The sequence below is a fragment of the Rhodopirellula maiorica SM1 genome (assembly GCF_000346295.1).
In the GTDB taxonomy this organism is placed as follows: Bacteria; Planctomycetota; Planctomycetia; order Pirellulales; family Pirellulaceae; genus Novipirellula; species Novipirellula maiorica.
Window position 1 is genome coordinate 1 of sequence record NZ_ANOG01001040.1, and the last position, 14,096, is coordinate 14,096.

Annotated in this window: 10 protein-coding genes; 3 read left to right on the forward strand and 7 right to left on the reverse strand. The window is 54.4% G+C overall.

Annotated features, from left to right (window positions below):
* Positions 1-85: 85 nt before the first annotated feature.
* Positions 86-832: an HAD-IIA family hydrolase gene (locus tag RMSM_RS33580; protein WP_008708306.1), complete on the forward strand. Its 747-nt coding sequence runs from the start codon at positions 86-88 to the stop codon at positions 830-832.
* 228 nt (positions 833-1,060) lie between these two features.
* Here the strand turns inward: RMSM_RS33580 and RMSM_RS33585 are convergent, their stop codons facing one another.
* The 5 genes from RMSM_RS33585 to RMSM_RS33605 form a co-directional block, all read right to left on the reverse strand.
* Positions 1,061-2,110: a DUF6807 domain-containing protein gene (locus tag RMSM_RS33585; RefSeq protein WP_081614433.1), complete on the reverse strand. Its 1,050-nt coding sequence runs from the start codon at positions 2,108-2,110 to the stop codon at positions 1,061-1,063.
* Between the two features lie 104 nt (positions 2,111-2,214).
* Positions 2,215-2,985 carry a hypothetical protein gene (locus RMSM_RS33590; RefSeq protein WP_008708308.1) on the reverse strand — a complete coding sequence of 257 codons (771 nt, stop codon included), beginning with the start codon at positions 2,983-2,985 and terminating at the stop codon, positions 2,215-2,217.
* Between the two features lie 152 nt (positions 2,986-3,137).
* On the reverse strand, positions 3,138-4,184 hold the full coding sequence (locus RMSM_RS33595; RefSeq protein WP_008708309.1) for a glycosyltransferase family 9 protein: 1,047 nt from the start codon (positions 4,182-4,184) through the stop codon (positions 3,138-3,140).
* Between the two features lie 279 nt (positions 4,185-4,463).
* Positions 4,464-8,219 carry a serine/threonine-protein kinase gene (locus RMSM_RS33600; protein WP_008708311.1) on the reverse strand — a complete coding sequence of 1,252 codons (3,756 nt, stop codon included), beginning with the start codon at positions 8,217-8,219 and terminating at the stop codon, positions 4,464-4,466.
* A 363-nt stretch (positions 8,220-8,582) separates the two neighbouring features.
* Positions 8,583-9,860, reverse strand: a complete 1,278-nt coding sequence (locus RMSM_RS33605; RefSeq protein ID WP_008708313.1) for an HD-GYP domain-containing protein — start codon at positions 9,858-9,860, stop codon at positions 8,583-8,585.
* A gap of 575 nt (positions 9,861-10,435) precedes the next feature.
* Between RMSM_RS33605 and RMSM_RS33610 the strand changes: the two genes are divergently transcribed.
* Entirely contained in the window at positions 10,436-11,479 is a 1,044-nt protein-coding gene (locus RMSM_RS33610) for an acyl-CoA desaturase (protein WP_008708314.1), read from the forward strand.
* 483 nt (positions 11,480-11,962) lie between these two features.
* Here the strand turns inward: RMSM_RS33610 and RMSM_RS33615 are convergent, their stop codons facing one another.
* Both RMSM_RS33615 and RMSM_RS33620 read right to left on the reverse strand, forming a co-directional pair.
* The gene (locus tag RMSM_RS33615; RefSeq protein WP_008708316.1) at positions 11,963-12,979 is read right to left on the reverse strand and encodes a rhomboid family intramembrane serine protease; all 1,017 of its coding nucleotides are present in this window, start codon (positions 12,977-12,979) and stop codon (positions 11,963-11,965) included.
* Between the two features lie 217 nt (positions 12,980-13,196).
* Positions 13,197-13,643 carry a YkgJ family cysteine cluster protein gene (locus RMSM_RS33620; RefSeq protein WP_040770899.1) on the reverse strand — a complete coding sequence of 149 codons (447 nt, stop codon included), beginning with the start codon at positions 13,641-13,643 and terminating at the stop codon, positions 13,197-13,199.
* Between the two features lie 90 nt (positions 13,644-13,733).
* Between RMSM_RS33620 and RMSM_RS40330 the strand changes: the two genes are divergently transcribed.
* On the forward strand, positions 13,734-14,030 hold the full coding sequence (locus RMSM_RS40330; RefSeq protein ID WP_144058148.1) for a hypothetical protein: 297 nt from the start codon (positions 13,734-13,736) through the stop codon (positions 14,028-14,030).
* The last annotated feature ends 66 nt before the right edge of the window (positions 14,031-14,096 follow it).

Below are 14,096 nucleotides of genomic sequence, written 5' to 3' on the forward strand. Positions count from 1 at the left end.
ATGGATGGTGTCATCTACAAAGGGAGTCAGTTGATTCCCAAGCAGATGTCTTCATTGATCGCTTAAAAGAGAGGACCATCCTTTCTTGTTCTTGACGAACAATAGCCAGCGAACACGCCGCGATGTGGCGATGAAGCTGAAGCGTATGGGGATTAATGTCGGCGAAGAACATATCTTCACTTGTGCAATGGCAACGGCACGGTTTCTGTCAAAACAGAAGCCGCACGGAACCGCATATGTGATTGGCGAAGGGGGCCTGTTGCAGGCTCTGCATCAAAACGGCTACTCGATTGTCGATAGCGATCCCGACTATGTCGTCGTCGGCGAAGGCCGGACGGTGACCGCTGAATCGTTGGAAGCAGCGACTCGCATGATCCTGTCGGGCGCAAAACTGGTCGCCACCAATATTGATCCAAACTGTCCTACCGCCGGCGGAACACGTCCCGGTTGTGGTGCAGTTGTTGCCTTTTTAGAAACAGCAACGGGAAAGAAAGCGGCAAGCGTTGGTAAACCGAGTCCCGTGATGATGCGTGCCGCACGCAAACAGTTGGGACTTGCAACGTCCGAGACCGTGGTGATCGGTGATACCATGGAAACGGATATTTTTGGTGGCGTGCAGATGGGATATCAAACGGTGCTGGCATTGTCTGGCGGTACCCAGTTTGATGACTTGGTCAACTATGCATTCAGCCCCGATTCGATCATTGACTCGGTCGCCGATCTGGCTTCACCCGAAGTCAATTTGCGAGAGAAGTTTGGCTTGGCCACTGCCGACGAAGCATTGCCGCCAAGTGTGAATGAATGGGAAGAGATGCGTTTAGCGACCACCTAAGCCGATGACGGCGACAGCTTGGCCCCCCTATCCTAATCTCGCCCAAGACACTCGTCCCGACAGAAATGTCCGCCAAGCGTCGTGTCCATTTTATTGGTTGATGAAAAGCCGTTGACTGAGGTGCGTCACACGAGACACACCTAGTCTGCGGCTGATCATTAATCGATCGTTCGCTGGCGGTGAATGACGTTCCCCGCGGGCATGCAACGGACCGGTCATCTCAACTGTTTACTTCGTAAATTCAAGCCAGGCTTGTTCAATCGCAGCAGTATCCGGTGCATCGTCATGCGCGATGTAGCGATAATGGCTGGCGAAAGTCTCGTTTGGCTCAAGCGTGAATTCGCCATCGACCATCGGAGCAAAACAAAAATAAGGTTTGCTGGGATGCAATCGCACCGCTTGAGGAAAGCGAAAGTTTTCGCGGTGGCTGAGCATGGCGGCGCCGCACAGTTTGTCGTCGACACGGCCAGACAAATCCACCCACTTTACATGCGATCCGTTGCCTTCGAAGCGACGCTCGCCCTTGCTTGTCAGAAATTGATGTCGGGCAACATCTAAATCGGGTGCCGTTCGCTTCTCTCCTGCCTCTGTCGCTTTGAGATAGGCATTCATCGCTTTTTCGCTTTCTGCGGTAACCCATTGATTGTTACCGCGAAATGCCATTCCACCGTAGTGGTACGGGTTGATCGTCAGCGGTGATTCGACGATGCAGGTGATCGTGGATTGGATATCAATGACAAATCCAGGGCTGGTTGTAGCATGGACCTGCACTTTCCATTGCTCTTTTAGCACCGGCGTGGGGGGATCCGCCGTCGTGAACGCTTCGTGTAACAATTCGACTGTAAACCCGCCGACGTCGTTACCGCTGTGGACCTCGATCACTTTGTGGTGTGACACGTTGCCGGTACGTTTGTGCTGGTTCCAAAAGTCAACGCGTTTGCCTTGGAAGGTTGTGTTGACGAACGCGCCGAATAACGCGTGTTGATGGGCATGATCGGGCGCAAAGTCGCCGGTCACCATGCGACCGCTGGGGGTATATAGAGGGTGGATATAGCCGCTGCGACGATAGATCGGATCCATGCCCTCGGGCGGTTCTTGGAACGCCTTGTTGTACGTCAGCACCGGTTTGCCGTGCACCGTGACGTCGATGGACTGGGGTGATTCAGTGCACTGGACAATCATGGCCGGTTCAGATTGGGCGAACACGGATGCCCGGTCCATCCCAATCGTGGTCAATAGGATCAGTGAGCCGATAACGAAACGGTGGGGAACTGGCATGCACGGCGCTCGACGTCAGGGGGGCAAAGGCAGGAAGGGAGTTGCAGACGTCGCTATTATAAAACGAATCCTCTATGGGGGTGGCCGTCGCCGGCAAGATGGCGTCAAGTCCGCGAGAAAATGACCAGGATGACGGCTACCGTTAGCAGGCTGGCGCCCAACAAGCGAGTGATCATGGTTTGACGGCCATGGTCCGCTTCGGCCCCACCCCAAATTTTCGCAGCCGCCCACGCCAGTGCGACGCCCCAGAGTCCTCGCAACGCATAGACCACATTGATTCGTGCGGCGTCGTTAAAGATCGCAATGGCAATGGTGATGCTGACCGCTTGTAGTGCCACCAACGTCGCACCGGGTAACAGATTCGCGCGGAGAGTGGCGTCTTTGAACTTGGACCACTCGACCCAAGGCGCCAGGCATAGCGAAGCGGCGCCGACGATCCAAAATACGATCGGCAGCAAACGGCCCGCTCCCCACGCAGGAGCCCAGAGTTGGACCAAGCAATCGAACGCCGCGTATGAAAACGCAGCCGAAAGCGCCAGGACAATGGTCATCACGACATCATGCGGATGGCTGCGACCAGTCCACTGGATCAAGCCAATTCCTGCGGCCGCTAGTGCCGCGGCGTACCACACCGATCGAGGCAATTGTTCGCCACCGACAAACGTCAAAAGCATCGCGACAAACACGACTTTGATTCCGAAAATGGGCGCCGCAATCGAGACGTCCCCACGACCTATCGCTAGAAAAGTGAGTGCTAATCCTTGGATGAACAACCACGCAATGACAACGGGTTGCCAGAACATGGTCCACCCCTGCGTGGTGCCGCCGAGTGCCCAAAGTGACGAAAAGGCGATCGCCGAAAACAAATTCGACAAAAAATGATTGTGAGGTTGCTAGCGCCTGCGGCACCTGATCGTTTGACAAAGATCAGGCCACAGACATACAGAATGCTGGCGAGCAGTGGGAGTAATAGGTGCATGGTGCGAACAGCCTACACGTCGCCGCCGCAGCCGAGAACCGTGCGACTTCAGGCAGCTTGTAAAAGCATCTGTTTGGCATGCACTTGGTCAATTGCAACACAAACGTCGGCGACAGTGATCGCTCGCATCGCTGAATTGTCGGCGTTTCGCCGGTGTCGCCGCGATCCTCGTTCGTACGCTTTTTGAATCGCTACTTGACCATACGGTCCTGAGTCACCCGGGCGTGTCGCACCGTAGAGACCGATCGTGGGGGTGCCGACGGCGACCGCAATATGCAGCGGGCCGGTGTCCCCGCTGATAAACAGATCGGCGTGGCTGATCAACGCTGCGAGATGATGCAGATCGGTATGAGGCGCCAATACGGCCGCACCACCGGAATTTGCCACGATCTTGTCTGCCATCGCCCGTTCGTCGCTGGTGCCCCAAACCACGGCGGATCGATAGCCATATTTTTGTTGTAAATAGCGGGCGGTTTTGGCAAAGCGGTCTGCTTCCCATAGTTTTGATTGCCAAGTCCCTCCTGGATTGATCACGGCCAATTGCGGACTGGCGATTGTCCGCCGCCATCGCGAGGCCCAGATGACCGACGCATCGGAAACCGGCAAATCCCAGCGAACCGACGGAGAGTGCAGGCCGAGTGGCGAGAGGAGTTCAAGTGATCGATCGGTCACGTGGCGAAATGCCGGCGCCACACGAACGTTGTTCAACAGCCGGCTCAATTCGCCGCCGTGTTTACCGGCAAAACCGATTCTCTGGTGGGCGCCCGAAACCCATCCCGCCAGCGCCGACTTGGTATTCCCTTGGCAGTCGATCGCAATATCAAATTGATGAGGACGCAGCAGCGACCGAGCGTTCTTGATTCCCGACGGAGAAACAAACCATTTGCGGTCAAGCTGGATCACCGTATCGAGGGCTCGATGTCCCCGCACCATCGGTGCCGCTTTTCGCTCCACCACCCAACCCAAATACGCGTCGGGGAATTCGGCTCGCAGTGCGCAGGCAACGGGAAGTGTCAAAATTGCATCACCAATCGCACTTAGACGAGAGATGAGAATTCGAGGTCCACGTCGTTTCTTGAAATTTGCATTGGACATCACAGCGATCCTTCGCTTGAAAAATGGGGCGTCCTCTTCGGGGGATTCTAAACTGCCGAACGCCGACGAGGCCAGAGCGATCAGTCAACATCCCTGTCTCAATCTGCTAGCAAATCCGCAAGCATCGTCGGCCTGCGGAATTGCCGAGTGAATATCGACATTCCGCTCGAAAAAACAACGGCAGATCGGCTCGGAAGTCGCCGATGTTTGCTTAAGGGGGCACAATCAGGCGGCGATTTACCAGGAAGGCGAATTGCAGCCGCGGCAATCAAAATACAATCAAATTGTGTAAAGTCGTGAAAACCGCATCGGATCGGCAATTCCATGCTGCTCCATTCTCGCTATCAAACGGGAATCCGATTCGCTATGGTCGATTTTGGCGATCATGTCTTCGGCGGCCAATTGATACGGGCGAAGCCGTTGTTCCTTACTCATTTCCCAGGCAATCACCAACTGCTTTCTGGCGTCGGCAAAATCGGCCGTCGACGTGGCGGTCAGGTACAGCATCAGACCTTCATAGAAATAAGCGACCGTCGTGGCGAACGCACCGTGCTCGCGGTGCAAGCGACGGATTGCCGTCTCGATAAACTTGCCCCAACCACCGTCGGGATCTTTTTTGAGTTGATGCAGCGCGGTCAGGGCAACAAACTGCTCAACCATCACACGATTGGACTGGAGCATCAATGCTGATAATTTCGTTCGTGAACTGCGTAGTTCTTGGATGCGTTGCCACGCTTGGTCGAAGTGTCCTTTGTAAAGATCCAGATGAACATGAGCCGTCCATTCGAGAAAGTTGAACAGTTGAGCTCCGTCACAAGCGGCTAGGCTTTCTGCGTTCTTTTGCCGTACCTGTTCGCTGTCGGTCACTCGATCTCGCATCAACCACGTCGAGGCACCGCAACCCGAGCTGGCGACGATCCATTGGAATTGATCATTTCGCTGCTTAAAATCGTCCAGCATTTGATCGCACGTCTTCATCATCGCAGCCCACCGGCCGACGTGCCAATGAGCCATCAAGCTGACCGAACGAAGATGGCATACCTCTAGCGTCAAAACTTCATTTGATGCACTGTAGTGGTGCACACACGCATCGAACGATGTGGACACGCTGCTCCAACGCATCGCCAACGCTTGCGAAAACGCAATTCCCGCCCACACATCACCGATTACTTTTGAATTTCCGGTGGCGAGCGCACGAGGTAGCAAGTCTTGCAGCGCCAATTCGCTGCGAATTCGTTTGGATCCATGATTGTAAGACCCAAACACGGCGGCACCGACTTCGACCAAAATTCGATCGGCTTCGCTACCATAGCGTGCGGCCAAGCTGGCTGCGGTAATGTTCAATTCTGCCGCGTGTAGGTTGTCGTACATCGATAACGGCCGCGTCACCGACAAACAGAGTTCGAGTCGTTGACGCTCTCGCACCGTGCACTCGTCCGCAGCGACGTCAGCTTGCGTGCCGGAGAAGCGGAGATTCGAATAAACGCATTTCGCTAGTAGACGCCATGTGTTGATTTTGCTTAACCAGCGAGACTTGGCAGAGGGTAGGCGAAGCAACCGAGTCAATCGTTGCAGTTGCTCACGCACCTCCTTGAAATAGCCGCAGCGAATCAACAGCGTTGTCGCTTTCAATTGATAGGTGACGCTCTCTTCGTCGTTCAATTCCGATGCAAGTAGCTGGAAGTAATGGGCGGCGTCCACCGGACGATCGGCTTCGAAAAACGTCTCTGCTGTGACCCGAATACGCTCGACCCGTTCGGGGCCACTGACATGGTCGATGACTTTGGCGTGCCAGCGCGCGGCTTCGGTTTTAGCGTGATAGCGATCCGCGTTTTCGGCGGCAAGGATGGCGTACGAGACGGCGCGATTAGGTTCATCAGCGTCAAAAAAATAGCGGGCAATACGAGCCGCTAATTTGCCACCGGAGTCAAGACGGGAAAGCAATCGAGCCCATGCGGCATAGCACTCGCGTTTCTGAGAATCGCTCAGTGTGGTTGCTAAATTCTCCGCAATGCTGTCGTGAAAAATCGAGATGCATTCGCCGCCGGTAACTTCATCGCGAACTAAACGCTGTTGGACAAGTTCCGAAAGGACCGCATCAATGGATTCGCCCAATCCGGTCAATTCACTCAGTTGTTCTGCGGACACCAAATGTCCGGCGGTGACGATGTACGACAAGGTGGTTTTAGCGTCTTCACTCAGTCGTGCCACACGCATCTGCCATAATTGGCCGGTCCGCGTGACCACTCGAGTTCCCGAATCGGTTTCCTCGCCGCTGACGGTATGATGAAGCACGCCGCCGGGACGCAGTTCTTCGATAAAGTCAATTAAACGCAGCGGATTGCCCTGGGCCGCTTGGACAAGTTCTTCGACGGCGCTGAAGTTCAAACGCGCTGACCAGCGGCGGGCTGCCCCAATGATCAATTCTTGTGACGTGGAATCCGTTAAACGATCGAGCTGTATTTTGAGATGAGCCGGCGAGGCTTGTTGGTCACCACCGGGACGCGATACCGTGATAATGCCCAGCATGCCTCCGGAGGCAGCTTGCAAGCGGTCGAGCACATTCACACTATCGCGGTCAGCCCATTGCACATCGTCAATGATCAGGATTAACGGACCGACCATCCTCAATGCTTCGCTCAGCCGGACGCCGGCTTCGATTGCATCAAGACGCTTAAAGTTTTTGCGGTCCAGATCGACCGTGGTGCTCGCTTTGACGACGTTTTGAAGCACTGGAAATGCTTCATGCAAGAAGAAGGCACTTGCGGGATCGAGCTCCATGATATCGCGATCATTTTTCATATAACGCGTTGCAATCGCGTCACAGATTTCATCAAACGCTAACATCGGAAGGTCTTCGCCGGACCGACATTTCGCTCGAAACAACTGTCCCCATCGTTTCATGTGGATGTATTGGGCGAGTTCATCGACAAAACGGCTCTTGCCAATTCCCGACGGGCCTTCGATATGGAGCCGTCCCACCCCGCCACCGAAGATCTCATCGATCCAGTCGCAGGCCTGTTCGAGTTCGACATCGCGTCCGAGGATGGGATTGTCGACCCAAAGGTAACAGGGGGATTCGCCCGAACCGAGTCGCGACAACGCGGAAGCCGTAGGACGATCGACCGGATCGCTCTGCAACATTTCGGCACAGGCTTCACGCAACACGTTGGGAACATCCGCAGACAAATCCTCGACCGCTTCGCTGATCATTTCTTCGTCATCACGTCGATTGTCTTGCGATCGATTGATTGACAAATGAACATGATCGGCCGCCCGATCCAAGATGCGAAGGGCGTCCAGCAAAACCAACCCCAAGCTAAAGATGTCACTTGCAGGCAAATAATATTGGTCCCACAGACTTTCCGGTGCAAAGAAGTGCGGTGGCCCGACGAGATAGTCGCGGTAGCCATTGGGATCGCTGTCGAAATCGATCGTTCCGACAAGCCCGTAATCGATCAGCCGACCGTGCCCCTTTTGGTCAATCATTAGATTTTGCGGCTTGACGTCCCGGTGTACCAAGCCACGTGAATGCATCAACGCCAGGGCCGAGGCGTATTGGCGTATCAGCGACAGCAGTTGTTTATAGGCTCCATCGGAATCCTGTTTGCAGAGGTCCCAAACACCCAACGAAAATGTTTTGCCTTTGACCTCTTCCATCGAAAATGCGATGTAATCGTCAACGTAATGGATGCGGTCCAGATGGATCAGCCCCGGGTGCCGCAACGGGATCATGCGACGAAAGCCAAGCTTATTGCGGACTAGGTTTTCGCATTTAGCCGGCAGCAACAGTTTCAATGCGCAAAGTCGACCCGTGCTTTCGTCGCGAGCGCGATAGACGTATCCGCTGCTTCCTTTGCCAAGCAGATTGTGCAACATGAAGTGACCGACTTGGTCACCCGGTTTCCAAGGCGGCGCGATCCGATCACTTGAGGCGTCCGGAAGATGGGTTTCGCGGTCTTCTTGCCCTCGAATCTTGGTGTCCGAGGAAGGGTCCGGTGGAAAGAATTCGTCATTGTCGCGTAGTCTAGCCATTGAATCTCTACCCCGTCGAACTCGGACATCAACTGCAATCAACTCATGCTGCAATGCATCAGAGTATAGATCATTCGCCTGAAAAGAGCAGGTCAAAAAATGCGGTCTGGCGCATGGAGTTGTAGAAAAGAAAACGACAGCAATAGAGACGTGTCCCCCCTAAGCTGCTCTGTTGATTCCCCATGTGGCATGTGCCTAAATGGCGCGCGTTCTTTAAAGCGAAGGCAGGGGCATGCAGGTTGATAGATTCATTCCGAATCCTTTGCGGGACTAACGTATTTCACAACCGTAATCGGTTGTCACTGCCGGCGAGCATCGCATCGTCGGTGTTCGGTAATCAGAATCACATGGTGAGGCAATGGCTCAGGCAGCCTTCGGCGTGGCAATGGATCGCACGATACGAATCGTGTGATCCTGTTGCAGGTTCAGCACGGTGGGCGGTGATATTCGATTGGGAGTGTCCCACATCTCAATTGTCGGACGATCGAACGTGCTGCCGCCCGAGCGAATCACCCGTCCTAGTTTATCGTTGCTGAGTTCGACAAAGCTGCCCAACGGGTACAGCGATGTCAATTCAAGCAACGCCCGCATGACGGTTGCGTCAAACTTACCTTGCTTCATTTGTTCTAACAGTTGAACCAACGCGTGATAGCCTTGGATGGCCAAGCGATGGGGCCGCGTCGACATCATGCCAATGAAAGCGTCGGCGACACAGGCAATTTTCGCGAGCGGGTGAATGGCGTCGCCAAGGCGGCCGCGAGGATAGCCGCTGCCGTCACATCGCTCGTGAATTTGGTACGCCACCATTTTGGAAGCGATGGAAACCTGTTCTCCGAAACGACCGATCACTTCGGCGCCGCGAACCGGATGGTCGGCAAGGCGTTTGAGCATTCCGGCGCTGAGCGGATGATTAGAGCTAAACATTCCGGTGCCGATTGCCTTCATGCCGATGTCATGAACCAAGCATCCCACACCAAGTTCGATCAGTAGTGCTTCGTCCAGCCCCATTTGGGATCCGATCGCCATCGACATTGTGGCCAGGTGTACACCGTGTCGTGCCGGGTACTCGGTTTCGAACGGAGAGCACGCCATGCAGACGAGCGCATCGATGTCTTCGGTCATCCGTCGCAAAATATCCTGACACGTCGCGTGCAGCGGTCCCACGCTGCCATCGTGCGTTGCCAGCGTTTCATCAAAAATTTCGTTGATCGAATCGATCGAGTCGCTGGTCTCGGATGCCCATTGGTTGGCCATGCCGGGTTCGTAAGAGCAGTTTTGAGGTTTCCGTGTGCGTTTGGCAAACGGCAACACGTCCTCAACCACAGAGTCATGCCCCGCTTTTAGTTGTTGATCCAAGATCAATGTTTGCTCGTTGATCGTGCTGGATTTTACATAGGCCGGAGGTGGAGGCACCTTCACTGCCCGGCCTTGAGGGGTGAAGGCGTTGAGAATCGCAATGTCCTTCTCACTCAACAGCAGGCTCTTGACCCCCCGCTGCTGCAGTCGTTGGATCAGGTCGGTCGTGATTTCCATGCCTTCACCGAGCAAGCGAACGCGAGCATTTTCAGGGTCGGGAATGGCGGAGGTGAGTTTGACCCCCGGTATGAGCAGGTTTGCCGAGACTTTGCGGAATTTAGACATGACAAGATTCAGACATGGCAAGTTTTGGAGATGGCAAGTTTTGGAGATGGCAAGTTTTGGAGATGACATAGCAGAATGGACTTCGTATCGACACGATCCGATCCGCAGCGATAGGGCGTCGTGTAAGCAGGTAGGTAGGAATCATTGGGTAAGATTCCGATAGCCGCTTGGGCGCTAGCCCCGGTTGAATGTCGGAACCGTGGCTAGCGGGCTGTTGATTTAGTGAGCCGCTCGCGCGTCAGCGGCCGGGTTCCACGCATTACCCGGTGCCTTACGGCCCTCGGCTCACCAAATCAACAAGCCGCTAGCGGCAAAGCGGCGAATGTATGGAACGACTTCTGCCTAGCTTGCTTAGGAGATCGCTTTCAGAATGCATGGAGTAGCATGTATCCACCTTTCAGGGCTAGTGCACGTTTGTCTCGATCAAAATAAACGACTTTTACATTCCCGTTACACAGGTTTACATGCTCTGAGACAGACAAGGCTTGTCGGTTCTGTAGAATCTCCGCACTCAGGCAACTTCGTGAGATGTCTGACTGCTTTCCCAAGGACATTCAACGACAGGATTTCATATTATGGCTTCGGTCATCCCTCCTACCAAAAAACAGACTCCTCGCCAACGTAAATCGTTGGACCGAGCTCAGCCTTCAAAAAATAAAAAATCGGATCGTGACGCGAACTCGCCTCACGTTAGCAACGACAAGATCGGCAAGTTGCCGGCAAACGCTCATCCAACCGCTGCAGAGCGACGTCGCGGCAACAATTTGAGCTATTGGGCGATCGGTTGGCTTACGATCGCACACTTGGTCGTCTTGGCAGCTCCGTTTTACTTTTCTTGGACAGGTTTGGCCGTGATGGTCGCCCTGCACTGGATGACCGGCAGCTTGGGGATTTGCCTCGGATATCACCGACTGCTGACCCACACCGGGATGAAGACTTATTCGTGGGTTCGCTACACGTTCGCCACAATTGGAACCTTGGCTGGCGAAGGCTCGGCACTGGATTGGGTGGCGGACCATCGCAAGCATCACGCTCATAGCGATCAAGAAGGCGATCCCCATTCGCCACACGAAGGTGGTTTGTGGGCTCACATCACGTGGCTTGCGTTTCACACGCACAACGGCGATCGCACCGCCTATCTGCAACGTTGGGTGCCCGATTTGTACAAGCAACGCGGAATGCGAATCTTGGACATGTTGTTTTTGCCGCTGCACATTGCCGTGGGCAGTGCGTTGTACGGGATTGGATACGCAATTGGCGGAAACGATTTCGGACTTTCGCTGCTGATTTGGGGAATGTTTGTTCGCTTGGTCGGTGTGTTGCACGCGACTTGGATGGTCAACAGTGCCTCGCACATGTGGGGCTACAAGAACTACGAAACTACCGACGACAGCCGCAACAATTGGATCGTGGCGATCGTGGCGTATGGCGAAGGTTGGCACAATAACCACCACGCCTATCCACGGATGGCCAAACACGGCCACAAGTGGTGGGAATTCGACATTACCTGGCAAGCGATTCGTTTGCTGCGAGCGGTTGGCCTCGTTTGGGACGTGGTCGATTATCGCACCGTTGCCGAAAAGCAAGAGCGTGATAATGTTCCGACGACCGCAGCGTAACCCGAACGCCGCTGTCGATTACGCTTAACAAATACAAAAAACGCCGCTGGCACAAACGTGCCAGCGGCGTTTTTTTGTTGGGCTTTCCGTACATTAGCCGCTTTGCTAGCGGCTTGTTGATTTCATCGAAATGCAAATCGTATTATTGAGCCGAGTGCCGTAAGGCACCGGGGAATGCGTGGAACCCGGCCGCTGACGCGCGAGCGGCTCATTAAATCAACAGCCCGCTAGCCACGGTTCCGACATTCAGCCCAGGCTAGCGCCAAAGCGAAACGCTGTGAAGCATTTTTTCGTAGCGAAACTCGCAGAGAGTTTCGGTTTTACTCGCGTGGCCGAAAGTCTCTGCGACTTTCGCTACAGCTAATTCGCGTTTTCCTTATAGGGAGAAATGCTTCACAGCGTTGGCCCAAGCGGCAAGCAGTATTTCAGCCAATGATTCCTGCCTACCTGCTTGATGTACGAGAAAAACTGTTGCCTAGCTGCTTAGCGTTTGGACGATGTCAAGAAGGCCGCGATAACGCCTGCGATCAAACCACCCAGATGAGCCCCATTGGCGATCGGTCCAAACATCCCGGTCATGCACAACACCAGCCATCCCAGCATCAGCATTACATTGCCCTGAGACATGCGAATCGGGTACGACATATCCATCTGAGGACGGATCCACAAGTAGCCAAACAAGCCGTAAACGGCCCCGGACGCTCCAATCGCGAATGGCGAACCGGCAATCGCATGCAGGATTGGCGGCAGCGATTCGGCCGCCGGTAGCGACACCTGCAGCATCATCCCGGCCAACTGGCTGACGAACAATAAGATGACCAAAAAGATCGAGCCGTGCAGCCGTTCGATTGCCGAGCCGAGTAGAAAGATCCAAATCATGTTGAACGCCAGATGCAGTGGATCGGCGTGCAGCAGCACTGGGGTAATAAAACGCCAAACTTCGCCCTTTCGCACCGAAGCAAACCAATCACCGTCGCTTTCGATATAATCACGGCGATCGACGAACGACAGCGCGTAGTCGACCGTCTGTTCCGTCGTCAAATCGGTGCTGCTACGCGATGGACGTGGGTGTCCAAAACCGCCACTGAAACTGGCAATGACCGACAGCGCGATTATCGCGATGACGACGGGGATTCGCTGTTGGCGACCAGACATGCCCGGGCCGCCCAACCCTCCCATTGCCGTTCCGCGTGACGCTGGTATCGATCGTTGTAGCTTTCGCTGCTCGGCGATTCGACGCTGGTGGTGGTTCACTCGCTCGTTGCGAATGGCGTCCGCTTTGCCTTTGACTTTGTATGACTCAGCATCGGGGGATTGCTCGAACAACGCAAATTGTTTGCGGGCTTCATCGACATCTTTTTCCTCGCGGATCCAAATATCCCAGCGGGGGGTTTCGGAATCGCCATTTGAGTCCGCCGCTGCATCGATCGACAGCGTGACCAGATAGTCACAAAACCGATGTGCAAGTGTTTCATTTTCAAGGCTGCCGATTCGCCGCATCAGTTCAAAGCCGTGTTCAATCGAGTAGTGGAGGGGATCAACCGCAGGACTGCAAAGATTATCTGCGGATGACTAGTTGTAAGCGGAACGGCCGCAAAACGCACTCCCAAGGAGCCGTTTCGAACCTGCGAAGAGGTTCCGCGAGCAAATGGTGGCTGGCGGCAGCGAGACGATGGTGAGTTCGCGATCCTGGGGAACTCGCGTCAACGAAAACAACTTAGACCGATTTTTGTTTTCGCTGCGTTTCGATTTCCTCAAACGTGTAAAGCCGCCCGGTTCCCGAACCAGGGCACACGCTGCAGGCTTCTTTCCAGTCCTTTTTTCGCTCCAGATTGCTGTCCCAAAAGGGCCAAGTCCGGCACTGGATCGGCCGAGCCTCGTAGACGCTGCATTTGCGAGTCTCGGGGTCCAGCAAAATACAATCCCCGTCGGGGTATTCCTTTAGACTCTTCTCGGCACCGACTTGGCGAACGAATTGGTGTTCGAATGCGTCGACATCCAATTCCATCTCGTGGGCCAAATCTGCGATTTCGTCTTCGTTGACCCACACAAATCCTGGCGCTCCGCTGCAACAGTCTCCGCACTGAGAACACTCAAAGCGAAGACCGTCGGCGTACCACGGTTCGGCCTTTTTCTTCTTTTTTGAATCTTGGTTTTTGGGCATGGTCAAGTAAATCGCGGGGGCAGTGGATCGGGCTCGAGTGGCCACGGTCGCTTCGGAACGATTTGTTTTCTGAAGTTCGACTAGAGCTTCATGGAACCCATCACTGTATCGTTTTATCGCGAAATCGTCGACTCGGCCCGCCGTTTTAGCACTGCGGCGGATCGACACTTCCGATTTGTACCACGCTGGGGGCGTGTTAAATTAGATGTATTGATCTTTGACGGTTGTCTGCGAATCGCTTTCTTCGGAGCTTGTTTGATGCAAATGTTTTCTAGCCTTTTGGCATTGGTGGGGAGTTTGCTGATGACCATGGCGATGGCGGATGCCCGCGAGTGGTCGAGTCTCGATGGGCAATACAAGATCATTGCCGACGTGATCGCTTTTTAANGACACGACGGTGGTAGTTGAAGCGAAAGTCTAGGGAAACTGGTCGCGGTCGAATTGGCAGAGCTA

Excerpts from the sequence above, each read along its gene's own strand:
- RMSM_RS33585 (WP_081614433.1), bottom strand. The coding sequence starts at position 2,110 with ATGCCAGTTCCCCACCGTTTCGTTATCGGCTCACTGATCCTATTGACC.
- RMSM_RS33595 (WP_008708309.1), bottom strand. The coding sequence starts at position 4,184 with ATGTCCAATGCAAATTTCAAGAAACGACGTGGACCTCGAATTCTCATC.
- RMSM_RS33600 (WP_008708311.1), bottom strand. The coding sequence starts at position 8,219 with ATGGCTAGACTACGCGACAATGACGAATTCTTTCCACCGGACCCTTCC.
- RMSM_RS33605 (WP_008708313.1), bottom strand. The coding sequence starts at position 9,860 with ATGTCTAAATTCCGCAAAGTCTCGGCAAACCTGCTCATACCGGGGGTC.
- RMSM_RS33610 (WP_008708314.1), top strand. The coding sequence starts at position 10,436 with ATGGCTTCGGTCATCCCTCCTACCAAAAAACAGACTCCTCGCCAACGT.
- RMSM_RS33615 (WP_008708316.1), bottom strand. The coding sequence starts at position 12,979 with ATGCGGCGAATCGGCAGCCTTGAAAATGAAACACTTGCACATCGGTTT.
- RMSM_RS33620 (WP_040770899.1), bottom strand. The coding sequence starts at position 13,643 with ATGCCCAAAAACCAAGATTCAAAAAAGAAGAAAAAGGCCGAACCGTGG.
- RMSM_RS40330 (WP_144058148.1), top strand. The coding sequence starts at position 13,734 with ATGGAACCCATCACTGTATCGTTTTATCGCGAAATCGTCGACTCGGCC.